The organism is Chthoniobacterales bacterium (assembly GCA_018883245.1).
Classification (GTDB): Bacteria; Verrucomicrobiota; Verrucomicrobiia; order Chthoniobacterales; family JACTMZ01; genus JACTMZ01.
Map to the genome: position 1 here is coordinate 103,988 of VEQL01000001.1, position 21,118 is coordinate 125,105.

Here is a 21,118-nt window from a genome sequence, read left to right on the forward strand (position 1 = left end):
AAATGGCTAACGCGATGGTCATCGGCATGGGCGGCGTGGGTTCGGTCATCGCCCAGAAACTGCACGGCTATGATTCCATCGACACCATCGTCTGCGCCGACCGCGACCCGGTGTTCGCCGAGCAGCTGGCCAAGCGCATTCCCCGCAACCGTTTTGTCGTCGTGCGCGCGGACGCAACGGACACCAAAAGCACCGCGGCTCTGATGCGGCAGCACAAAGTCGCAGTCACCTGCAACGCGGCCAACTGCGCGACCAACCATGCCGTGCTCACCGCGTGCGCGGATGCCGGGTCGCATTACATCGACATGGCGGCAGACATTTATGCGCCGCCGGGAGCGCGCCGCTCGTCGAAAAACTCCTTCGACACCGAGATCGAAAACTTCGACGCGATTTTCCGCGCGGGAAATCTTGCCGGCATCCTGTGCATGGGTATGGATCCCGGCGCGGTGAACGTCTTCGCCCGCTGGGCCGTCGATCGCCTCGACACGGCCACGAGTATCCGCGTCCTCGATGCGGACAACGCGGAAGTCAAAGGATACCGCTTTGCCGTGCTGTTCTCGCCGGAAACTTTTTTCGAGGAACTCGGAGCCACCCCGTATTTCGTCAAAAACGGGAAAGTCACGGCCGGCAAACCGCTGGAGTCGGAGTTCGAGTGGATACGTTTCCCCGAGCCGATCGGCCTTCAACCGACCTATGCCGTGGCGCACGAGGAAGGCGTGAGTCTCGGGCTGCATCCGCCTTTCGTGCGCAAAGGCGTGCGCTACTCGGTCTTCAAATACAGCGTGAGCGACAAGGTGAAAAACCTCTCGCGGTCTCTCGGTCTCCTCGATCTCGACACGTGGAAAAAAGTGAAGGTGGACGGCTCGGAAGTTTCCCCCGTGCGCGTGGCAACCCACGCCCTGCCCAAGCCCGCGCAGCTCGGTTCGACGGTGGACGGCTACTCTTGCGTCGGCACCGAAGTGCGCGGCTCGATCAACCGGCGGCACGTGGAATACTTCATCTACACGATGGACAACCACCACGACTGTTACGCCAAGCACGGCTACTCGCTCACGCTCGTGCAGACGGGGATACCCGCGGCGCTGACCGCGCGACTGCTCGTCGAGGGCAAGATCAAAGAACGCGGGGTGATGATGCCCGAGGCCCTGCATCCCGACGAACTGATGTCGCACTTCAGCCACGAAGGCCTTCCGGTCTTTGTCGAAAAGCGCGAAACCGAGCGCCTATGAAACCGGCGCCGTTCCTGCTCGGCGACAGCGAGGTGGCGACGGGGGAAATCCTCGAGGTCGCCAACCCTTACGACGGATCTGTCGCAGCCCGTGTCTGCATGGCCGGTCCGCGCGAGATCGAAGAGGCGCTGGCGCTCGCGCACAAAACCTTTTTCACGACGCGCCATGTTGGCGCCGAAGAGCGCGCGGCTTTGCTGCTAAAAATCTCCCGGTGCATCGCTCGCTGCGCCGACGAATTCGCGGAGATCATCGTTTCCGAGGCGGGTAAGCCCGTGAGCTTGGCCCGGGCCGAGGTGCAACGCGCCGTGACGACTTTCGCCGCGGCTGCGGATGCCGCGAGGGAGCCGTGCACATTCGATATTCACATGGAAGCCACGGCGGCAGGCGCAGGGCACCATGGAACGGCGCGGCGCTTTCCGCTCGGCGTGGTCCTCGGCATCACGCCATTCAATTTCCCCCTCAACCTCGTGGCGCACAAAATCGCCCCGTGCATCGCCGCGGGCAACACCATGCTCCTGAAGCCGTCGCCCCGCGCACCTTCGGCCGCATTGCGTTTGGCCGGAGTTTTGCGGGAGTGCGGCGTGCCGCCGGGCCAGATCAACGTCCTTCCCTTCGACCACGGCCGCGTCGCCGGGCTTCTCGGTGATGCGAGGATCAAAATGCTCAGCTTCACCGGAAGCGCGGATGTCGGCTGGCAGCTCAAAGCAAAAGCGGTGAAAAAGCGCGTGACGCTCGAACTGGGCGGAAACGCGGCGTGCATCGTCGAACCGGACCCGGATTGGAAATCCCACGTGGAAAAAATTGCCGCCGGCGCCTTCGCTTACGCGGGTCAGTCGTGCATCAGCGTGCAAAGGATCTTCGTGCACGAGCGCATCTACGACGGTTTCAAACACGAATTGCTCGCGCGGCTTCCGGAGTCGGCGCCGGCCGGCGATCCTCGCGATCCTCACACGGTCGTCGGACCCATGATCACCGGCGGGGCGCTGGAACTGGCGCTGGAACGCATCGCGGATGCCCAAGCGCACGGCGCGCGGATGCTCACCCCGCTCCGCGTGGAAGGCCAAGTGCTCCATCCGGTCGTCCTCGAAAACGTCCCGACAGACTCCGCGATCTGGTGCGAAGAGGCTTTTGCACCGGTCGCCGCGCTGCGCGCCTACGGCGACTTTGCGGAAGCGCTTTCGGCGACGAACGAATCGCGCTTCGGCCTGCAAGCGGGCGTCTTCACCAAGGATGAAGCGAAAATCGCGCGGGCTTACGACGAGTTGGAAGCCGGTGCGGTCCTGGTCAACCAAGTGCCGACTTTCCGCACGGAAAACATGCCCTACGGCGGGGTGAAAGACAGCGGGTGCGGGCTCGAAGGCGTGCGCTACGCGATGGAGGAAATGACCGCACTCAAATCGCTCGTGGTCAACGAGGGCGGAAAGAGACGGACATGCTGAACGTCGTTCTGGTCGAGCCGGAAATCCCGCAAAACACGGGCAACATCGCGCGCACATGCCTCGCCGCGGGCTCGCGTTTGCATCTGGTCGGACCACTGGGATTCCGCATCGACGAGCCCGCCCTGCGCCGGGCGGGGATGGACTACTGGGAAAAATGCGACATCGTGCAGTGGTCTTCGCTCGATGAGTTGCGCTCCGCCGCACCGGACGGTCGTTTTCATTTTCTTACGACCAAAACCGGGCATCCGTATTGGGACGCGCAGTTCCGGGACGGCGATTATCTGGTCTTCGGACGAGAGACGCGCGGTCTGCCGGAAAGCCTGCTCGCCGCCGAGCAAGGGCATCTGCTGACCATCCCCATGCAGGCGGAGGCGCGCAGCTTGAATTTGGCGGCGGCGGCGGGCATTGTCCTTTACGAGGCATGCAGGCAAATCCGGGCAGGTAAATGATGTTCCATGGAAGGTGAGCAAAAACCAGCGGGCTACGCAGCGCCCGGATTGCCGCGAAAAAAACGCGTCCTTTTCATCTGCAGCGGAAACTATTACCGCAGCCGTTTGGCGGAAATTCTGTTCAATGCCGAAGCCTCGGCAGCGGGCTTGGCTTGGGAGGCCGAGTCGCGCGGACTTTTGCAGACCGGAGAATTGAAAGGCATCTCCGAGCATGTGGTGTCTTATCTCAGGGGCCGCGGCATGGAGTCCGCGGCCGGCGAACCCCGCGATCCCCTCGCTCTGGATGTCGAGGACCTCACCGAGGCGGATCTCGTCGTGGCACTCTGCCGCGCCGAGCACCAACCCATGATCGAGCAAAAATTCCTGGCTCTGGCCAAAGCCCTGCACAAGGCCGGCCGGATCCGCTATTGGAATGTTTATGATGTGCCCGGACGCCCGCGGATCCTGGTCCGCATGTTGGGCGGGGGTCACCGCGGCCCAAGCCAGCCTCCGGACAGCGGAACCGATCATATCGCATTGTCAGTCAGAGATTTGGCAAAAGAATTAGGCGCGATTTAGGCCGATTTTTGTGCAAATCGGTCAATTTTTGCTGGCCCCAAACCCACGGTCGGCGTATATTCGCTCACTATGCCAATACAGAGAAAGAGTGCGTTTTCACGCCGATTGCCTGATTTGGTGACCGAAGAGCTGGTCAGCGTCCTCTCGAAGAAAACATCTTTCGAGTTCAAACAGCTCTTCGATCTTGTGCACGAGAAGCTGCGCAAACGCGGCGCCGCCAGCGGGGGCGAGGAAATGCTCCGGCTTCGCGCCTACGAAAAACTGCAGAATCTTGTCTCCCGCGGCATGGTCAAGAAGACCGGCAAAAAATACCGCGGGCTCGCTTCGCTGGCCAACGCACTGGATACGGCAGACGCGCCGGCACGCTGACGCGCATTGCCGATGCTCACCGAGCAATACCTGCCGCTCGCGCTGCATCTGATCACGGCTATCGGGCTGGCCGTCGCCATTTTCATTTCGAGCATGGTGGCCGGGCGCGCCGGGCGCCGCAGCGCAGCGAAGGACATGGCTTACGAATGCGGCATTCCCGTGCGTGATGCCGCCGCCCCGAGGTTCAGCGTGAAGTTCTACCTCGTGGCCATGCTGTTCATACTTTTCGATATCGAGATCGTCTTCATGTATCCTTGGGCCGTTGTTTACCGCGAGTTTCTCGCACAGCACGGCGCCGTCATTTTCTGGAGCATGGCAGGCTTTGTCGCCGTGCTGACAGCAGGCTACATTTACGCCATCAAAAAAGGCGCGCTGGACTGGCGCAATTAATCAGCGCCGAGCAACCCGCCGATCCGAGCGGCAAGGAAGTCCGACTCCTCCGGTGCGATACCGAAGGGCGGCGTAAACGAGAGCACGTTGCCTTGGCGCCCGCCGGCGAGGAGGATCAGCCCCGCTTGCAGACCCCCCATCACGCAATCCGCAGCCGCCTTGGCATCCGGCGCGCCTGATGAATCCACAAGTTCCATGCCGAAGAGCAGGCCTGCTCCCCTCACCTGTCCAATGCGCGGCGAGGGTATGGCCTCGAGACCGGTGCGCAGATGCTTGGCAGCCGTCCGCACGCGCTCGGCAGTCTCCGGCTTGGCATGCTCGTTCAGCGAGGCCAAAGCCATCGCACAACCAAGCGGGTTGCCCAGAAAAGTGCTCGTATGCAGCGCCTCTCCGGTGGAATCGGGCCAAGCGTCCATCACATCGGCGCGACCAACGCAGGCGGAGAGCGGAAATCCGGAAGTGAGTGCTTTGCCCACGCAAACAAGGTCGGGCACGACACCGGAGTGGTCGCAGGCGAACAGCCGGCCCGTGCGGTTGAGCCCGGTATAGATCTCGTCCGCGACAAGGAGAATTTTTTCCTCGTCGCAGATGCGGCGCAGCAGTCGCAAAAAATCGCGGGGGGGCACAATCTCGCCGGCGCGGCCTTGGATCGGCTCGACAAGGATGGCGCCGATTTCACGCTTCCGCAGCTCGCTGCAAATCCTCCGGCGCAGTTCCTCCAGGCATCCCGTGCTGCAGTTGGGAAATTCACCGCCCGCGAGGGCGAATGCCCCGCCGTGGCCGAGCGGGCAGCGGTAGCAATACGGGTAAGGCAAAGCCACGGCAAAACGACCGAGCTGTGCGCGGAAAGGATCTCGGAAAAACCCCAGCGCCGAAGCTTCGAGCGCACCGTAGCCCAGACCGTGGTAGGCGCCCTCGAAAACGAGAACCCCGGGCTTCCCGCTGTGCATCAGTGCAGTCTTCAGCGCCGCTTCGATCGCGTCAGACCCCGTGTTGCCGAGGATCACTTTCGCCGGCCCCGCACCCCAGCGTCCGAAGGTTATTTCCGCAAGTTTCTCGCAAAGCTCAACCTTCGCTTCGGCCGGATGCACATCCCCCATCGCATGGATCAGACGCTGCGATTGCGCGGCCACCGCCTCGCGTGCCGCTTCGAACGAGTGACCAAGGCCCGCCACACCGAAACCGGAAGTGAAGTCGAGGAAACGGTTGCCGTCCGCATCCCACACGTTGACGCCCGCAGCACGTTCCCAGAAGACGGGCCAACGCTCGTTCACCATGGTGATGTTGCGGGACTCGACACGGCGCAGGCGCAGCCCCAATTCGCGCGAGCGCGGGCCAGGGATCTCGGTGCGCAACTCCGGCAGCATTTATTCACCTCTAACAGCGCCGCACGTCCCTGTCATCCGCACTTCCAAGGGGCCAAATCAATCTTGCCTCGCGTCGGCACGTTGCTAACGTGGCGGGTCAAGGCGCATGACCCTGTCAAGTTTGCTCACGATCGGGCAGATAATTCCCGAAATGAAGGCCACGGAGAGGTGGCCGGCGATCACAGAAATCGTGGATCTTCTCGTTTCGCGCGGACGAATACAGTCCGAATATCGCGACAATATCCTTGCAGCCCTCAAGCAGCGCGAGGAGACGATGAGCACAGGCATCGGGTTCGGCATCGCCATCCCGCACGCGTCGTCGGAACACGTCACGGAAGTCGTGGCCGGATTCGGCCGCTCGGACAAAGGCATCGAATTCGACTCCCTGGACAACGAACTCGTGCATTTCATCGTGCTTTTCATCGTCCCGCGCGACCAGTTCCAGGTGCATCTCCGCACCCTGGCCGCCATCGCAAAATTCCTCAACGACCGCAAAGTGCGCGAGGAGCTTGCCGCCGCGCCCGATGCGGCAGCCATCCTGCAGGTTTTCACCAACCGCGGCGGCAACCGCTGATGAACAGCACGCCGCAGGCCGTGCTGACCAGACGGCTGCACGAAGCCATGGTGGCGGCAGGATTGCCACCCGAGCGCGGTGAAGTCGTGGCCGCGGCCGACACGCGCTTCGGCGATTACCAGACCAATGCCGCCATGATTCTGGCCAAGGCGGCCAAGACCAACCCCCGCGAACTGGCATCGAAAATCGCCGACTACTTCGAGGCGGACGACATTTGCGAGCGTCCGGAAATCGCCGGCCCGGGCTTCCTGAATTTCCGGCTGCAACCCGGATGGATCAGCCGCAAGCTGCAGGATCTCGCCGGCGATCCGCGCTGCGGCGTCCCGGCCACCGCGGACCCGCGGCGCATCGTCATCGACTTCAGCTCGCCCAACGTCGCCAAGCCGATGCACGTGGGCCACATCCGCAGCACCATCCTCGGCGACGCGCTCGCGCGAATCGCCCGTTTCGCCGGGCACGAAGTTGTCACCGACAACCATCTCGGCGACTGGGGCACGCAGTTCGGAAAGGTGCTCTACGGATGGAAACATCTTCTCGACCGCGAGGCGCTCGGGCGCGACCCCGTCGCGGAAATGACGCGACTTTACCGCGAGGTCAACGCCCTCGAACAGACCGATCCCGCGGTGCACAGGCAAGCCCGCGAGGAACTGGTCAAGCTGCAGCAGGGGGACGAGGAGAACCGAGCCATATGGAAACAGCTCGTCGAAATGTCCTGGGCCGAGTTCCAGGACATTTACGACAGGCTCGGCATCAAATTCGACGAGCGCCTGGGCGAAAGTTTCTACGATCCCGCGCTTGGCCCGATGGTGGACAAGCTCCTCTCCGCCGGAATCGCGCAGATCAGCGAGGGCGCGGCCTGCATTTTCTTTGCCGACATTCCCGCCTTGGCCGACAAGCCCTGCCTCGTCCGGAAAAGCGACGGTGGCTTCCTCTACGCCACGACGGATCTGGCCACGATCGAATACCGTCTCGAACGCTGGGATCCGCACGCCATCTGGTATGTGACCGGGGCGCCGCAGCAACTCCATTTCCAGCAGGTCTTCGCTGCCGCGCGGCGCATGGGAATAGCGGTTGATCTCGAACACATCGCCTTCGGAAGCATTTTGGGCGACGACCACAAACTCATGAAAACGCGCTCGGGCGACAATGTCCCGCTGCGCGACCTTGTGGACGAGGCGGAAGCGCGCGCCCGGGCGCTGATCGAGGAAAAAAATCCGGATTTGCCCGCGGAGGAGAAAGCACGCACCGCCCGCATCGTCGGACTCGGCGCTGTCAAATACGCGGAACTCTCCCAGCACCGCATGACCGATTATGTTTTTTCCTGGGAAAAGATGCTGTCGCTGCAGGGCAACACGGCCCCGTATCTGCAGAATGCCTACGTGCGAGTGCGCTCGATTTTCCGCAAGCTCGGCTCCGAACTCGGCGACACGACAAATGTGCGCCTCACCGAACCTTCGGAACTCGCGCTTGCGAAAAAACTCCTGCAGTTCGGCGAGACCGTCCCGCTGGTCCTCAACGAGTTCCGTCCCAACCTTCTCGCCAACCATCTTTTCGAGACAGCCAACGCGTTCCATGCGTTCTACGAGGCTTGCCCTGTGCTGAAGTCCGAGGGCGACACGCAGCACTCGCGGCTCGTGCTGTGCGACGCCACCGCTCGCGTGCTCAGGCAGGGACTGGACCTTCTAGGCGTCGAAGTCCCGGAGCGGATGTGACGAGCGCGAGATCCGGCCCCGCGCAGCATTGGGACCAAAGGTGCTCAGTCGAGGCGGGCGCCGTCGCGGTTCAAGACGGCACGCAACTCGCGGCCCGCGATGGCCCGCGGCGGCAGATTCTCGCGCAGCGCCATGGCCGCTGCGTGGCCGATCGCGTGGCCGTAGGCGAAGCACTGCGCCGTCACGCGGGCTGAGGCCATCGCCTCGTGCTGGGCCGAGAGGCACCGCCCCGCCATCAACAGCGATTCGCCGTGCCGGGGCACGAAGCATTCGTAGGGCACCTCGTAGTAGTCGTCAAAGATCCACACCAGGCGCGGCTTTTCGCCGCTGTGCAGTTCCACCGGCCAGGGGCTGCGAGCGATGCCCCCGTCGAAGCGGGCCTTGCCGACGATATTGTCGACGCCCAGCGTCATCACGCCGAGGATCTGGCGAGTCTGGCGCACCCCGACCTGCACGCCGGTGTCGTTGAGCCACGCGCTCTCGCAGCCTGGCACGTGTTCCCGGAGGAATCGCTCGACCTCGCGCACCTGCCTGCGGCCCTCGATCTCCGCCTCGGTGAGGTCCGCGATCCGAACGGGATCGAGCTCGCGGCCGTCGCGGCCGATCACCCGGGTCGCGTTGCACAGCAATTCACCAGGGCGGGGCGTCTCGAACAGAAAGATCTTCGCCCGCGGCAGCACGTGCGTGCCCGACGCGTTCAGCCGCTGGATCGTCTCCACCGTCCGGTCACCCATAATGCTGTCCGGCCCGCGGGCCGCGAGGAACCGCGGCATGTCCACGCCCTGCACCCGGAACATCATTGTCGGATTCTGCACTTTCCCGTCGTCTCCCTGGAAGGTCGGCAGCCCGGCCATGGCGGCCACATCGGCGTCGCCGCTGGCATCGATCGTGAGCCCGGCCCGGATATCGAGACGGCCCTGCTTGGTCGAGGCGATGACGCCGGCCACGCGTTCGCCCCCGTCCGTCAGAACGTCGGTGACGAGCGTGTGCAAGAACACCCGCACGCCTGCGTCCGCAAGCAGGTGGTCGCCAGTCTCGCGCCACACGTGCGGGTCGTGCACTCGGGTGAACGTCTTTCCGTAGCGGACCGGCGGGGTGAGGCCGCCTTTGCTCTCGAGCAGCCGGACAAACTCGTCGGCGAAGCCGAACACGACCTGCTTCGGTTTGGAGGCGGGATCCTCGGAGGCTTCGTAGAGCCCGCAGACCGTCCCGGAAAGTCCCGCCACAGCGCCCCCGCCCGAGAAGCCGTAGCGCTCGAGGACGATCACATCGAGCCCGCGTCGTGCGGCTGTCGTTGCAGCAGCGACGCCGGCCGCACCGGCGCCCACAACGAGCACGTCGCAGTCCAACCGCGTCACGGGCCGCGCGTCCCTGACCTCGGTTCGCATCGCGTTTACTTCCTCCACCGATGCGCCCCGAGCACCGCCCCCTTGGCCAAGGGCTGCACAAGCTCTTGATACATCGCCAACCAGCCCTTTTCCCGGGTGGCGGGGAAAGGCGGCAGGGCGGCGAGGCGACGCTGCAACTCGTGGTCGGGGACGTCGAGAGTAATCGTGCGCCGGTTCAGGTCGATGGAAACGACGTCGCCATCGACGACCGCGGCCAAGGGGCCGCCTTCCGCCGCCTCGGGCATGACCTGTCCGATGGTGATGCCGCTGTTGAGGCCCGAGAGTTCGCCGTCGGTGACAACAGCCACCGCGTCGCCGAGCCCCGCGCCGACAAGTGCGGCCATAAAGCTCGCCGCGAACACCGTGCCCGGCCCTCCCTTGGGCCCGAGCATCCGCAGCACCACCACTTGGTTCGCCCGCACCTTGCCATTTGCCAGTCCGGCGATCGCCACCGCTTCGTCCTCGAACACAACCGCCGGGGCACTGAAGGTGCGAACGTGCTCGGGAACGGCCGAAAGTTTCACGACTGCGCCTTGGGGCGCGAGGTTGCCGCGGATGATGACGAGCCCCGGCTCCCGGCGGAAGGGCGAGCCCAGCGGCCTGATCACCGTCTCGTCGGGCGCCGGCCTTGCAGCGAGGTTGTCGGCGAGCGTGCGCCCGGTCACCGTCAGGACACCGGTGTCGAGCAGGGGGGCGATTTGCTTCATCACGCCCGCGGCGCCCCCGGCCACGTCGAGAGCTTCGATGCGGTCCGGCCCGTTGGGACGCACCCGCGTCACCTGCGGGACGTCTGCTGCGGCCTCGAACTCACTGATCACGTCCACATCCACCTCGGATTCGATCGCGGTGGCGATGAGATGGCGGAGCACGTTGACGCTCGCCCCAATGGCGACGGCAGTTCGCACGGCGTTGCGGAAGGATCCAGCCGTCATGATGCGGCGAGGTCGGATGTCTCTCTCGATCAGCTCAATGATCGTGCGGCCTGCGCGCTCCGCATACTCTTCGAGCCGCGCGCTGCCTGCGCGGATGGGCGCGTTGCCCGGCAGCGCCATCCCCAAGGCTTCGGCCATACAGTGCATCGAATTGGCCGTGGCCAGGCCGGCGCACACGCCGGGACCGGTGATGGCAGTGCAGGTCTGCGCGGTGAGCTGCTGCAACGTGATCTTTCCGGCCTTGAGCGCGCCGACGGCCTTGTAGACCTCCTCGATGTCGTTGTGCCGGTCGCCGCACTGGTCGCCGAGCTGGTAGCCACAGGTGACGATGATACTGGGCACGTCGAGCCTGCCGGCGGCCATGAGGTGCGCGGGCGTGGTCTTGTCGCAGGACGACAGCAGCACCATGCCGTCGAGTTCGGCGCCCTCGACCTGCACCTCGATATCGTTGACCATCAGGTCACGGGTCGGCATCAGGTAGCGGCCCTGCTTGCCGGCGCTTGTCACGAAGTCGGAAGGCGTGGCGGTGCGGATCTCGAGCGGCACCCCGCCAGCCGCACGAATCGATTTTTCCACAACCGCGGCCACGGCGTCGAGGTGCTGGAAGCAGATCGATAGCTTCGACGACGAGTTGACGATCGCGATCTTGGGCTTGTCGAAATCCTCCTCGGTCAGCCCCATGGCCAGCCACTGCGCGCGGCGCACCGCCCAGCGGGTTGTGCCGGGCTCGAACTGGCTGCGAAGCTTGCGGGGGGCGGAAGGCATCAATGCTCCAAGGAGTGGTTACGGCAGGGTTTCGTGCGTTCTCGCACTGTCGACAAGCGTCCTCATTAGCCCCTGGCATGCGGGAGCGTCAAGCCACGGGCGCAGTCCGGGAACGTGCGGCCTCTTTGTCAGTAGCCGGCGCCGGCCGCCACTGGGACGCGAGGCGCACTCAGTCTCGCTCTTTGCGGGTCATAGTTCCAGCGCGAGGACGGCTAGCATGCGTCCCGTTTTTCCCTGCTCCACGCGGTAAGAGTAGTAGGTGCCGGTATTGCTGCCCGTGCAGATCCCGTCATCGAAAACATCGACCGCACCCGCGGCACGCGCCTGCGAAACGATCGCGGAGGCGAAGTCGGTTTCGTAAAGCGGGGGTCGGATGCAGGGACTCACATGCACCACGAGATCGCGGGGTTCGATCCCGTATGTCTGTTGCATCATCCGGATCGTGCTTCCGGTGATGTTCAACTCGGTGCCGGCACGCCCCGAATGCACCAGCCCGATGGCGCGTCCAACGCGGTCGGCCAGATAGACGGCGGCACAGTCGGCCACGTAAATCCCCAGGACCAAACCGGGGACGTTCGTGATCAACGCATCGGCACCCGCATGCGCCCGGGGCGCGAGGGCCTCGGCGGTCACATCTCCATGCACTTGCTCGGCTGTTGCCAGACGCAGCGGATCGAATCCGAGTTGGCGCAGGCAGTCTTCGTGCGGCATCCGCAGGCGCGCCAATGCAGTTGTGCGATCCGTCGCCACATCGACACCCGCAACGCGCGGGATGAACGCCGCACGCAGGCCCGCAACGGACGACAAGGGTCGGAACTCCGGCTCTTTCACCGCCATCCTCAGCGGTTGTCCACCGTCTTATTTTTATCGGGAACCGCGGCGGACTTCTGCTGCTTCTTGACTTTCGCGGGACGCGGCAATGTCTGGTCCTTGCGCGGCATGGCGCCGTTGAGCACGCCGGGGTTCGGATTGTCCGCCGAGTTGAGCAGGTCGTTGCGGCTGCGTTCGCGCGCCGTGAGCATCGGATCGTCGAAGGTGTCCGCGTAAACCGTGTCCAGCGACAGCACGCGGTTGTATTCGGCCAGAGCGATGATGTAGCGGTAGCGCCCCTCGAGTTCGGTGGTCTGCGCTTGGAGGAGCGAGACTTGGGCGTTGAGCACGTCGAGCTGCGTGCCGGCTCCCGCGTCGAGCCGCTCGCGCGAAAGGCGCAGCGCCTCGGTGGCCTGCACCACGTTGGCGCGCTGGCTGTCGATGACTTCCTGCGCCTCGATAAGGTTGGAAATCGCGCGCTGCACGTCGAGTTCCACGCCGCGGGCCGAGTTGTCGTAGTTGATCTTGGATTGCTCGAGGGAAGCGCGTGCCGCCTGGGTCGCACCGATGGTGGCCAAGCCGTCGAAAATGTTCCAACTTCCCGTCACTCCGAAAAACAGGCCGTTGACCGCCTGATCAAGCTGCGCTGCAGTCGGCACATTGAAGGCCTGGTAACCCGCCGTCGCGTTGAGCGTGGGTTGGAAACCGGAGAGCGCGGCCTTCACTTTTTCGACGCCGATGAGGATGTTCTGGCGCTGGATTTTGAGCGAAGGGTTGCGTGCAAGCGCACTGAACACGGAATTGCCGACATCGATTTTGATCGGATCGTAGTCGAGCTGGCCGCGCACGTCGAAAGGCACCTGCGACGCGTTCTGCGGGTAATCCAAGCCGAGCTGCTTGACGAGGGCGAACTGCGAGATGCGCAGCGCATTGCGTGCTTGGATGACCGGAGGAATCGCGTTGGCCAAGGCCACCTCCGCCTGCAGCACGTTGAAACGGGGGACCGTTCCTGCCTCGAAGCGGCTCTGCTGGTCCTGCAGCTGTGTCTGCAAAACGGCAACGGATTCCTCGCGCACACGGATCAACGCGCGGTTAAAGATCACGTCATAAAAAAGTTTTTTCGTATCGGCCACCGTTTGGTCGATCGTCTGCCGCAGGGAATAGAACGAACTGTCGTTGGCCAGACGCGCAGCGGAAAAGTCCGCCTGGTTTTTCCAACCGGACCAGATGTTCTGGTTGATCGCGATCGAAACATTCCACGACTGGTTGTTGGCAATGAGGTTGCCAGCGTAAGACGCGTCGGCCAGCGTGTCCGACTCCACACCGTAGCCGGAATTCGCGGCGAGGGTCGGCAGCAACGCGGCGCGAACTTGGACCAACTGGCCGCGCGTGAGGCGGATTTGCTGGATGGCCGCGAGAACGTCGGGGTTCTTCTTCAATGCCGTGCTGATCGCTCCCTCGATCGTCAGCGGCTTGGCATCCGGGGTCAGACTCAGCTCGAGCGAACTGGCGGGCGGAAGTTTGATGCTCGTGACGGGGCTGGGTCCCTTTTGCACCGGCGGTTCCGGAATGGAAGGCATCGTCGGAAAAACCATCTGGCCCGGTCCCGGGATTCCGGGATTGTTGGTCGCATCCAAGGCGGGATCCAGGCCGGGGAAATTCGTGATCAGCATCGCCGACGAAGCTGTCGGCGAAGGCATCGGGGTCGGCATGCCGGCCGGTATCGGAGCGAGCGTGGCGGGAGGTTGGGCCGGAGAGGCCCCAGGCTCCTGGGCACGCAGCGCATGAAAAGACGCGGAGACCATGGCGGCAGTTGCCGCGACGCGGAACAAAAGGTTCATGCTGGAAATGTCATTAAAACTCCCAAACGATCGTTTCGCAAACCTTTCAGCGTGCCTGGGGCTGCGGGCTTTGCGCCGGCTGGACCGAACCCTCCAGCGCCGCCTGATCACCCAGCGCTGGCTCACCGGCCACGATGGCGAGCGCGATGTAGGGAGGCTGCGATTCGCCCGTTGTGCGCAGCACCGATGTCCGCCGCTTGTCTCGGAATGTCACTACTTGCGCTCCCGGCGCCAAAGCCGAGGATGCACCGGAGTCGAGCAGGACAAAGCGATGCTCCGCATCGACCATGATCACGCGGCCGAGAAGCGGTGGCAGGGTTGCTTCCGGGACGGCATTTTTCTTTTTGCCGAACAACGCGCAGCCCGCCAGGCCCAGCGAAAAGACGAGCATCAGGACCGGCCCGCGGAAAAGGTTCATCGGGAATTCAGACGCCTGCACTCTCCAAAAGCGAAGAGAGCACTTTCTCCGCCTCGAAATATTCACATGCATAAGCGCGGGCCGCCCGCGCATGGCGATCGTAATCCGACGCGACGGCCCGTATCTGGTCCACGGCTTCATCGACGGTCGTGAAACCCAACACGCCTTGGCCGCTCGGCAGGTGCTTGCTCCAGCCTGTGTCCTGCACAACCACGGGTTTTCCAAGAGCCAGATAGCAGGCGCTGCGGCAACTGAACCAACCGCTGCGAGATTTGACATAGCCGTTTTTGGCGATGCTCCATTCCCCTTTGGCGCCGGCGAGAAAATTGCGGTAGCTGGTGTGGTCGGGAAGCGCCTCGTCTGGCTCGATGATCTGCCAGCCGTGCCCGAGGAGTTGCTCCGTCGGACGTTTGCGGCCTGGACCTTGGCCGACGGCCAAGACAAATTTATCGCCTGTGAGGCGCGGCAAGTCGAGAAAGCGCATGAATTCGACGTCTTTTTGTCCGTAGCTTTCACCCTGGAATTCCTTCGCGGCATAGCTGGACCAATTCATCACGGTGGCCCAGGCATCTCGAACCAGCGGGGAGGGATCAATGCCGGGCCCGTCCCAATAATGCAGCACGATCGGCTGCACCGTGGGGATCCAGCGCAGTCCGCAGGCCGGCACGGCGCAGTCGGGCTGGCCGATGTTCAGACCGAACGAGTAATGCACATCGTGGCTGCGGATCCGGTCGGCGGTGGACCGGTCGGTCGCCATTCCGATGTGCGTGAACATCGGATCCCCATCCAGAAAAAGTTTGGTGCGGATGGACGCCGTTGTTTCGCGCAACCAGCAGGCGCCGGAAACATTGGCGAGAACATCGGCACCCGAGATTGTTTTTTCCGCCAGATCCGGATCGTCGATGCCGTGATATCGCCCGTCGGCGCCGTTGCGGTAGATCCAGCGGTCACCGAGGTCAAAGGCCTCCATGATACGACGCAGGTAGGCGACGTTGTTCGAACAATCGTCGCTGGGCTGTTGCGCCAGCGGGTCGTAGGCCCAAGCTCCCGTGTCCTCGAGATACCACACATCGTGGCCGAGCGCGCGAAATCCGAGGACATATTGCAGGTAATCCCAGGTGACGCCCCCGAAAGGATATTGGCCGATGAGTCCGGTGCAGATGATGCGCATGGGAGGTCGAATTGGTCTCAGCGGTCGTATTGTCCTGCCTGATACATCGCGGCGTAAACCCCGCCGAGGGCCAGCAGCTCCGGCCCGGTGCCGACTTCCGCGATGGCCCCGCGGTCAAGCACGACAATCCTGCCCATCCCGTGCACCGTGGAGAGTCGGTGCGTGATGATCAGCGTGGTGCGGCCGTGCATCAATTCGGCGATGGTATCCATGATCGCGCTCTCCGTCGCCGGATCCAAAGCCGAGGTCGGCTCGTCGAGAAGCAGGATCGGCGCACCTTTCAAAAACGCCCGGGCAATGCCGATGCGCTGGCGCTGCCCGACGCTGAGCTGGTTGCCCCGCTCTCCCACCTGGCTGGCGAAGCCGTCGGGCATGGCCATGATGAAGTCATAAGCCTGGGCCCGCCGCGCCGCCTCGATGATTTGCTCCTCGGTTGCACCGGGGCGGCCGTAGGCGATGTTCTCGCGGACGGTAGTGGAAAAAAGAAGCGTGTCCTGAAGCACCATGCTGACATTGGCCCGAACGGATTTTTTTGTGAGCGAACGAAGGTCGTGCCCGTCGATCAAAACCGCGCCTCGCACGGGATCGTAAAAACGCGGAACAAGGCTGAGCAGCGTGCTTTTGCCCGTGCCGGTGCCTCCGACAAAGGCGACACTTTCGCCCGGTCGAACAAGCAGCGAAATGTCGCGCAGGATCAGGCGATCCGCAGCGTAGCCGAAATCCACACCGCGAAATTCCAAGGCGCCGTGCACGCGGCCGAGCGGTTTGGCGTGAGGTGCGTCTTGCACCTCGTCGGGCCGGTCGAGCACCTCGAAACACCGGCGGGCGCCCGCGGCCGCGCCCTCCATGGCCCAAGCCGTGTAAGTCAACTGCTCGAGGGGCTGGTAGAGCATCAGCAGATACGAGGCAAAGACCAGCAAATCGCCGAGCGAGAGCTTCTGCTCGAGAACGTGCAAAGAGCCTGCGTAGTAAAGGACCGCCGTGCCGGCCGCCATGAGCGTCCCCACAACAACTGCGCTGAAAACCGAGGTCATCGTCAGGCGCAGGTTGGCCGACAAACTCTCCGAGGCGCGGCGGCGGAATTGGCCGACCTCGTGGTCTTCGCGTCCGAAAGCGTGGACGAGACGTATCGAGGCCAGACCTTCCTGCACGGTGGCAAGCAGGTCGCTCTCCCTTTCCTGGATTGCCGTGCTCTGTTCGCGGATGCGCTTGGCGAAGTAATGGATGAAAAACACGATCAGCGGCACGACCGCCAGCGAGAGGAATGTCAGCTTGGCGTCGATCTTGACCATGATCGCGAACGTCGAGACGAGCATCACGGCCGAGGAAAAAATATTGGTGAAGCCGCGGTTGTAGATCGTCTGGATCGCTTGCGAATCGTAAGCCACGCGGAAACTGGAATCGCTGCTCCGGCGCGTGTCGTGGAACCTGAGCGACAACGATTGAAGGTAGGCGTAGAGATCCGTGCGGATGCGCAGCAATGCCTTGAGGCCTACGCCGATCAAAAGATAGTTCGAGGCCATGTTGATCAGACCGGCGAGCAGGGTGATGACAACAAGGGATGCGCAGAGAACAAGGACGACATCCGGCCCCGGCATCGCGCCGAACCAGTGCCGCAGCTGCTCGTGCGCCGTGCGGGCCGATGCGCTGTCGGCGGGCGTCAGGATCCCGTCCACGATGTATTTGAAAGGCCAGGGCTTGAGCAGGTTCAGCGCGGTGACGACGAGGCTGAGGGCAAGCGCGACGAGCGTTTCCCCCAGAAACGGCCGGTAGTAGGCCAGCGTGCGGCGGTAAATACCCATGAGGAATCAGGGCCGGAACAGTTCCGGCTGCGCCGGTTTTCCCGCAGGCGGCGGCGCGCCGAGTTTCGTGTAGGCCAAAGGCATGGCCGCGCGTCCCTGCGGCGTGCGCTGCAGGTAGCCACGCATGATGAGAAACGGCTCGTGAACTTCCTCAAGCGTCCCGGCTTCTTCCCCCACGGCCACGGCCAGCGAGTTGAGCCCGACCGGACCGCCGCCGAAACGGAAGACGATCGCCTCGAGGATGCGCTTGTCCATTTCGTCGAGTCCGTCGCCGTCGATGTCCAGCATTCCCAACGCTGCCGAAGCGGCCGGCGCGGTGATGACTCCCTCCGCCCGAACCTGCGCGTAGTCACGGCACCACTGGAGAAGGTTGTTGGCGATACGGGGCGTGCCGCGCGAGCGGTTGGCTATTTCCTGCGCACCGCCGGCGTCGATGGCGACACCGAGCAAGCCCGCGCTGCGCTCGACGATTCTGACCAGGTCCGAGGCGTCATAATAATCGAGGCGGCACGTCATGCCGAAGCGGGAGCGGAGAGGGGCGCTGATCATGCCCGAGCGCGTGGTCGCGCCGACCAGAGTGAATTTGGGAAGATTGAGACGCACGCTGCGAGCATTCGGCCCCTGGTCGATGATGATATCGACCTTGTAATCTTCCATCGCCGGATAAAGGTATTCCTCAATCGCGGGTTGCAGGCGGTGGATTTCGTCGATGAAAAGAATCGCGCCCTCCGGCAGCGTGGTGAGCAACCCGGCCAAGTCCCCGGCTTTCTCGATCGTCGGGCCGCTGGTGCATTTGACTTCCGCACCCATCGCGTTGCCGAGAATGAGCGCCAGCGTCGTCTTGCCCAAACCGGGAGGCCCGGAAAGAAGGATGTGCTGGAGAACATCGCCGCGCTTGCGCGCCGCATCGACCATCAGCTCGAGCCGCTCGACCACGCGCGCCTGGCCGGCGAACTCCGCGAACATCGGCGGGCGCAGGGACACATCGAGCGGCGAGTCGGGAGCCTCGACCGTTTCGCGCAGAAAATCTTTGCCTGCCATGATGCGATGGAGAATGGACCTCAGTGGCCCCCGCCGGCAAGCGCGCCGGAAAAATCGTGCAAAGCGGATTCCACCCCGCGCGGGTCGCGCAGGATCGAAGTCCCGACCAAGGCCGCGTAGAAATCCCGCGCCAGCGCGGCAACCGTCTGCGGGGTCACTCCGCTTTCCGCGACACGGATGCAGCCCTCCGGAAGACGGCAGGCCAACTCGAAAGCGCCCAAGTCCAATGTGAAATCCTGGTCGGCACTCCGGCCGTGCTCGACAAAGCCGTCGCGCGATTTGAACTTGCGGCTGTTGATGCCGACAACCTTTGCGGACGGCGGCAGCTTGGTGATCTCCTCCGCCTCGTGAACCTCGAAGAGCGATTGCATCCCGAGATCCAGCACCAGCGCATGCAGGTCTTTCATTTCCTGCGCCGGGAGGACATTGGCCATCAGCAGCACCGCGTCCGCCCCGGCCCCCCGCGCAGCATAAACCTGGTAAGGGTCGATGATGAAATCTTTGCGCAGCACCGGCTTGGTCGAATGCGCCGCGACCTGCGAAAGGTCGGCCATCCCCATGCCGAAATGGGTTTCATTGGTCAGCACGGACACCGCGCGCACAATATCGCTCGCCTCGTAGGCCGCGGCCGCTTGCTGAACGTTTTCCGCGCGCATATCCCCCATGCTCGGTGAACGGCGTTTGATCTCGGCGATGAGCCCGAAGCCGCCGGTTCCGAGTGCAGCGGCGAAATCACGCGCGGGCCGCGCATCGGCGGCGCGGCGCTTCATTTCACCGACCGGGACCGCAGATTGCGCGGCGGCAAGTTCGCGGCGCACATCCGGCAGGATTCGTTCGAGAATTGTCACCCCGCGAGATTAAGAAACCGTCGTGCCGGCCGCAACCCACGCGGCATACGCTTTGGACGCGGCGCCCGCCTCGAAGGCGATGATTTCCGGATTTTCGTGGGGATGAAGTTTTAGAAGGCGCTTTTCGAGTTTCGCGTAGGCGGGGCCCGACGTCTTGAAAAGGACGAGAACCTCGGCCGCGTCCTCGATCTCTCCTTCCCAGCGATAGATCGAGCGGGCGCCCGGAACAAGTGTGCCGCAGGCGGCGAGATTTTCCTCCACCAGCGTCTTGGCCACGGAGGCGGCCGTGTCGGCATCGGGAAACGTGCTCAAAACGAGCAGGACCATCACCCGAGCTTGTCCTCGATTTTTTTGACGCGGGAAAAAAGTTCGCCGAGGCGGTCGATCCGGACCACCGTGCGTTTCCATTCGCCGCCCGGGCGGGGCGGGCTGCCGACGACCTGGGCTTTCGGGGGGATATCGTTGCTCACCCCGCTCTGCGCGCCGACGATCGCACCGTCGCCGATCTTGATGTGGCCGACGATTCCGGCCTGCCCGGCGAGAATGACGTGGTTGCCGATCTCCGCGCTGCCGGCGATGCCGACCTGCGCGCAAATGATGCAGTGCTTACCGATGACGACGTTGTGGGCGATCATGACCAGGTTGTCGATCTTGGTCCCCTCGCCGATCACCGTTCTACCGAAGCGGGCGCGATCCACCGTGGTGTTCGCGCCGATTTCCACATCGTCACCCACGACCACGATGCCGATCTGCGGGATTTTGGTGTGGCGGCCCGTTTTCGGATCAGTGTCATAGCCGAAGCCATCCGAACCGATCACCGCGCCGCTCTGGAGAATGACGCGGTCGCCGAGCACGCAGCCGTCACGCAACACGGCATCGGGGTGGAGCAAGCAATCGGCGCCGATTTTCGCACCGCGGCCCACCTGGCAACCGGATCCGATCACGCTGCGCGGACCTACCGTCGCACCCTCGCCGATGACCGCCAGCGCGTGCACGCACGCATCAGGGGCGACCTGTGCTCCCGGCGCCACGACGGCCGCCGGATGAACACCCGGCTCCGGGCGCACAGGAGCAGGCACAAACTTCTGGGTCACGGCCATGAAAGCCGCCGAAGGATTGTCCACCCGGATGCAGACCGCGGGACATTCGCCGGTGAAATCGCGCGGAACAAGAACGGCGGAGGCCTTGGTCGCCCGCAGATCCGCCGCGTAGCGCGGGTGCCAGAAGAACGAGATCTCGCCCGGCACGGCATCGGCCAGCGAGGCGGGACCGGAGATGGAAGTATCCGTGAAACCTGCCGGCAGCTCCGCGCCTACGGCAGCGGCAATCTCGGCGAGACTCGGCATCGGGAAGGCGCGGCATCGTGGGATGCCGCGCTTTATCCGGAAATAATCAGTCCTTTTTGGCCGGTGCGGACTTGTTCAGGTCGGAAATGACCTTGTCACTGAAGTCCATGTCAGGGCGGGAAAAGAGGACCACCGGAACTTGGCTGATACCTTGGCCCGACTTGTCGAAGACGAGTTCATAGCCCTCGGATTTCACCTGGGCATCGACCACTTTCATGATGTCCTGCACGATGTCGCCGCGCATGCGCATGAATTGTTCCTGCAATTGGCGCTCTTTCTGCTGGCGGTAATCGACAATCTCACGGTCGAGGGTGCGCACCTCGTTGATCTTCTCGTCGCGCTGCTTGATAGCGGCTTCCTGTTTATCCTTGCTCAACTCGGGCTTTTTCGCATCGGCCTCGAGCTTGCTGATTTCCTCCATCTTCGACTTGAAGGTCTCGAGGCGTCCGTCGAGATCGGTCTTGGCGGATGCGCGGGCTTCATTGAGGCGCGCTTCGGCATCCTTGGTTTTGTAGTAACTGGTGAAGACCTTGTTCATGTCCACGATGCCCACCTTCACAGTTTGGGCCATGGCGGGGGAAGCGGCACACACGGCCGCCGCGATTGTCAGGGTGACGAGGTTTCTGTTCATAAGAGTTTTGGGATGATGGACCCGGCGGTTGCCAAGTA

The 21,118-nt window shown here is 63.5% G+C and carries 21 protein-coding genes; 8 read left to right on the plus strand and 13 right to left on the minus strand.

Features of this window, described 5'->3' with window-relative positions:
- Window positions 1-2: 2 nt before the first annotated feature.
- The 6 genes from FGM15_00525 (at window position 3) to FGM15_00550 (ending at window position 4,434) form a co-directional block, all read left to right on the plus strand.
- Window positions 3-1,229 carry a hypothetical protein gene (locus FGM15_00525; GenBank protein MBU3664351.1) on the plus strand — a complete coding sequence of 409 codons (1,227 nt, stop codon included), beginning with the start codon at window positions 3-5 and terminating at the stop codon, window positions 1,227-1,229.
- Window positions 1,226-2,668: an aldehyde dehydrogenase family protein gene (locus FGM15_00530; GenBank protein MBU3664352.1), complete on the plus strand. Its 1,443-nt coding sequence runs from the start codon at window positions 1,226-1,228 to the stop codon at window positions 2,666-2,668. Before FGM15_00525 ends, FGM15_00530 begins: the two co-directional genes overlap by 4 nt.
- Entirely contained in the window at window positions 2,662-3,117 is a 456-nt protein-coding gene (locus FGM15_00535; protein MBU3664353.1) for a tRNA (cytidine(34)-2'-O)-methyltransferase, read from the plus strand. The genes FGM15_00530 and FGM15_00535 overlap by 7 nt, the downstream gene beginning before the upstream one ends.
- Before the next feature lie 6 nt (window positions 3,118-3,123).
- The gene (locus FGM15_00540) at window positions 3,124-3,675 is read left to right on the plus strand and encodes a hypothetical protein (protein MBU3664354.1); all 552 of its coding nucleotides are present in this window, start codon (window positions 3,124-3,126) and stop codon (window positions 3,673-3,675) included.
- A gap of 69 nt (window positions 3,676-3,744) precedes the next feature.
- Window positions 3,745-4,044 carry a hypothetical protein gene (locus FGM15_00545; protein ID MBU3664355.1) on the plus strand — a complete coding sequence of 100 codons (300 nt, stop codon included), beginning with the start codon at window positions 3,745-3,747 and terminating at the stop codon, window positions 4,042-4,044.
- A gap of 12 nt (window positions 4,045-4,056) precedes the next feature.
- The gene (locus tag FGM15_00550; GenBank protein MBU3664356.1) at window positions 4,057-4,434 is read left to right on the plus strand and encodes an NADH-quinone oxidoreductase subunit A; all 378 of its coding nucleotides are present in this window, start codon (window positions 4,057-4,059) and stop codon (window positions 4,432-4,434) included.
- Here the strand turns inward: FGM15_00550 and FGM15_00555 are convergent.
- Complete coding sequence (locus FGM15_00555) at window positions 4,431-5,801, minus strand: aspartate aminotransferase family protein (protein ID MBU3664357.1); 1,371 nt, start codon at window positions 5,799-5,801, stop codon at window positions 4,431-4,433. The genes FGM15_00550 and FGM15_00555 overlap by 4 nt on opposite strands.
- A gap of 106 nt (window positions 5,802-5,907) precedes the next feature.
- On the opposite strand from FGM15_00555, the gene FGM15_00560 reads away from it, so the two are divergent.
- Window positions 5,908-6,375, plus strand: a complete 468-nt coding sequence (locus FGM15_00560; GenBank protein ID MBU3664358.1) for a PTS sugar transporter subunit IIA — start codon at window positions 5,908-5,910, stop codon at window positions 6,373-6,375.
- The gene (gene argS / locus FGM15_00565; protein MBU3664359.1) at window positions 6,375-8,087 is read left to right on the plus strand and encodes an arginine--tRNA ligase; all 1,713 of its coding nucleotides are present in this window, start codon (window positions 6,375-6,377) and stop codon (window positions 8,085-8,087) included. The genes FGM15_00560 and argS overlap by 1 nt, the downstream gene beginning before the upstream one ends.
- Window positions 8,088-8,131: 44 nt before the next feature.
- On the opposite strand, the gene FGM15_00570 is transcribed toward argS, so the two are convergent.
- The 12 genes from FGM15_00570 to FGM15_00625 all read right to left on the minus strand — a co-directional run bounded on the left by FGM15_00570 (window position 8,132) and on the right by FGM15_00625 (window position 21,080).
- Window positions 8,132-9,475, minus strand: coding sequence for an FAD-dependent oxidoreductase (locus tag FGM15_00570; GenBank protein MBU3664360.1), 1,344 nt, complete (start codon window positions 9,473-9,475; stop codon window positions 8,132-8,134).
- 5 nt (window positions 9,476-9,480) lie between these two features.
- Window positions 9,481-11,088, minus strand: coding sequence for a dihydroxy-acid dehydratase (locus FGM15_00575; GenBank protein ID MBU3664361.1), 1,608 nt, complete (start codon window positions 11,086-11,088; stop codon window positions 9,481-9,483).
- A gap of 273 nt (window positions 11,089-11,361) precedes the next feature.
- The gene (locus FGM15_00580) at window positions 11,362-12,009 is read right to left on the minus strand and encodes a polyphenol oxidase family protein (GenBank protein ID MBU3664362.1); all 648 of its coding nucleotides are present in this window, start codon (window positions 12,007-12,009) and stop codon (window positions 11,362-11,364) included.
- A 2-nt stretch (window positions 12,010-12,011) separates the two neighbouring features.
- The gene (locus FGM15_00585; GenBank protein ID MBU3664363.1) at window positions 12,012-13,823 is read right to left on the minus strand and encodes a hypothetical protein; all 1,812 of its coding nucleotides are present in this window, start codon (window positions 13,821-13,823) and stop codon (window positions 12,012-12,014) included.
- 46 nt (window positions 13,824-13,869) lie between these two features.
- Entirely contained in the window at window positions 13,870-14,241 is a 372-nt protein-coding gene (locus FGM15_00590) for a hypothetical protein (GenBank protein MBU3664364.1), read from the minus strand.
- A gap of 7 nt (window positions 14,242-14,248) precedes the next feature.
- Window positions 14,249-15,412 carry a glycosyltransferase family 1 protein gene (locus FGM15_00595; protein ID MBU3664365.1) on the minus strand — a complete coding sequence of 388 codons (1,164 nt, stop codon included), beginning with the start codon at window positions 15,410-15,412 and terminating at the stop codon, window positions 14,249-14,251.
- A 17-nt stretch (window positions 15,413-15,429) separates the two neighbouring features.
- Window positions 15,430-17,214, minus strand: coding sequence for an ABC transporter ATP-binding protein (locus FGM15_00600; GenBank protein ID MBU3664366.1), 1,785 nt, complete (start codon window positions 17,212-17,214; stop codon window positions 15,430-15,432).
- Window positions 17,215-17,220: 6 nt separating this feature from the next.
- Entirely contained in the window at window positions 17,221-18,255 is a 1,035-nt protein-coding gene (gene ruvB, locus FGM15_00605; protein ID MBU3664367.1) for a Holliday junction branch migration DNA helicase RuvB, read from the minus strand.
- Window positions 18,256-18,275: 20 nt separating this feature from the next.
- Entirely contained in the window at window positions 18,276-19,103 is an 828-nt protein-coding gene (locus tag FGM15_00610) for an indole-3-glycerol-phosphate synthase (GenBank protein MBU3664368.1), read from the minus strand.
- Window positions 19,104-19,112: 9 nt separating this feature from the next.
- Complete coding sequence (locus tag FGM15_00615) at window positions 19,113-19,511, minus strand: divalent-cation tolerance protein CutA (protein MBU3664369.1); 399 nt, start codon at window positions 19,509-19,511, stop codon at window positions 19,113-19,115.
- Window positions 19,430-20,449, minus strand: a complete 1,020-nt coding sequence (gene lpxD / locus FGM15_00620; GenBank protein MBU3664370.1) for a UDP-3-O-(3-hydroxymyristoyl)glucosamine N-acyltransferase — start codon at window positions 20,447-20,449, stop codon at window positions 19,430-19,432. Before lpxD ends, FGM15_00615 begins: the two co-directional genes overlap by 82 nt.
- Window positions 20,450-20,495: 46 nt before the next feature.
- Entirely contained in the window at window positions 20,496-21,080 is a 585-nt protein-coding gene (locus FGM15_00625; GenBank protein ID MBU3664371.1) for an OmpH family outer membrane protein, read from the minus strand.
- Window positions 21,081-21,118: the final 38 nt, after the last annotated feature.

Excerpts from the sequence above, each read along its gene's own strand:
- FGM15_00585 (MBU3664363.1), bottom strand. The coding sequence starts at position 13,823 with ATGAACCTTTTGTTCCGCGTCGCGGCAACTGCCGCCATGGTCTCCGCG.
- FGM15_00595 (MBU3664365.1), bottom strand. The coding sequence starts at position 15,412 with ATGCGCATCATCTGCACCGGACTCATCGGCCAATATCCTTTCGGGGGC.
- FGM15_00540 (MBU3664354.1), top strand. The coding sequence starts at position 3,124 with ATGGAAGGTGAGCAAAAACCAGCGGGCTACGCAGCGCCCGGATTGCCG.
- ruvB (MBU3664367.1), bottom strand. The coding sequence starts at position 18,255 with ATGGCAGGCAAAGATTTTCTGCGCGAAACGGTCGAGGCTCCCGACTCG.
- FGM15_00580 (MBU3664362.1), bottom strand. The coding sequence starts at position 12,009 with ATGGCGGTGAAAGAGCCGGAGTTCCGACCCTTGTCGTCCGTTGCGGGC.
- FGM15_00575 (MBU3664361.1), bottom strand. The coding sequence starts at position 11,088 with ATGGGGCTGACCGAGGAGGATTTCGACAAGCCCAAGATCGCGATCGTC.
- FGM15_00555 (MBU3664357.1), bottom strand. The coding sequence starts at position 5,801 with ATGCTGCCGGAGTTGCGCACCGAGATCCCTGGCCCGCGCTCGCGCGAA.
- FGM15_00550 (MBU3664356.1), top strand. The coding sequence starts at position 4,057 with ATGCTCACCGAGCAATACCTGCCGCTCGCGCTGCATCTGATCACGGCT.
- FGM15_00525 (MBU3664351.1), top strand. The coding sequence starts at position 3 with ATGGCTAACGCGATGGTCATCGGCATGGGCGGCGTGGGTTCGGTCATC.
- argS (MBU3664359.1), top strand. The coding sequence starts at position 6,375 with ATGAACAGCACGCCGCAGGCCGTGCTGACCAGACGGCTGCACGAAGCC.
- FGM15_00570 (MBU3664360.1), bottom strand. The coding sequence starts at position 9,475 with ATGCGAACCGAGGTCAGGGACGCGCGGCCCGTGACGCGGTTGGACTGC.
- FGM15_00560 (MBU3664358.1), top strand. The coding sequence starts at position 5,908 with ATGACCCTGTCAAGTTTGCTCACGATCGGGCAGATAATTCCCGAAATG.
- FGM15_00530 (MBU3664352.1), top strand. The coding sequence starts at position 1,226 with ATGAAACCGGCGCCGTTCCTGCTCGGCGACAGCGAGGTGGCGACGGGG.
- FGM15_00625 (MBU3664371.1), bottom strand. The coding sequence starts at position 21,080 with ATGAACAGAAACCTCGTCACCCTGACAATCGCGGCGGCCGTGTGTGCC.
- FGM15_00615 (MBU3664369.1), bottom strand. The coding sequence starts at position 19,511 with ATGGAAACGCACGGTGGTCCGGATCGACCGCCTCGGCGAACTTTTTTC.
- lpxD (MBU3664370.1), bottom strand. The coding sequence starts at position 20,449 with ATGCCGAGTCTCGCCGAGATTGCCGCTGCCGTAGGCGCGGAGCTGCCG.
- FGM15_00535 (MBU3664353.1), top strand. The coding sequence starts at position 2,662 with ATGCTGAACGTCGTTCTGGTCGAGCCGGAAATCCCGCAAAACACGGGC.
- FGM15_00590 (MBU3664364.1), bottom strand. The coding sequence starts at position 14,241 with ATGAACCTTTTCCGCGGGCCGGTCCTGATGCTCGTCTTTTCGCTGGGC.
- FGM15_00600 (MBU3664366.1), bottom strand. The coding sequence starts at position 17,214 with ATGGGTATTTACCGCCGCACGCTGGCCTACTACCGGCCGTTTCTGGGG.
- FGM15_00545 (MBU3664355.1), top strand. The coding sequence starts at position 3,745 with ATGCCAATACAGAGAAAGAGTGCGTTTTCACGCCGATTGCCTGATTTG.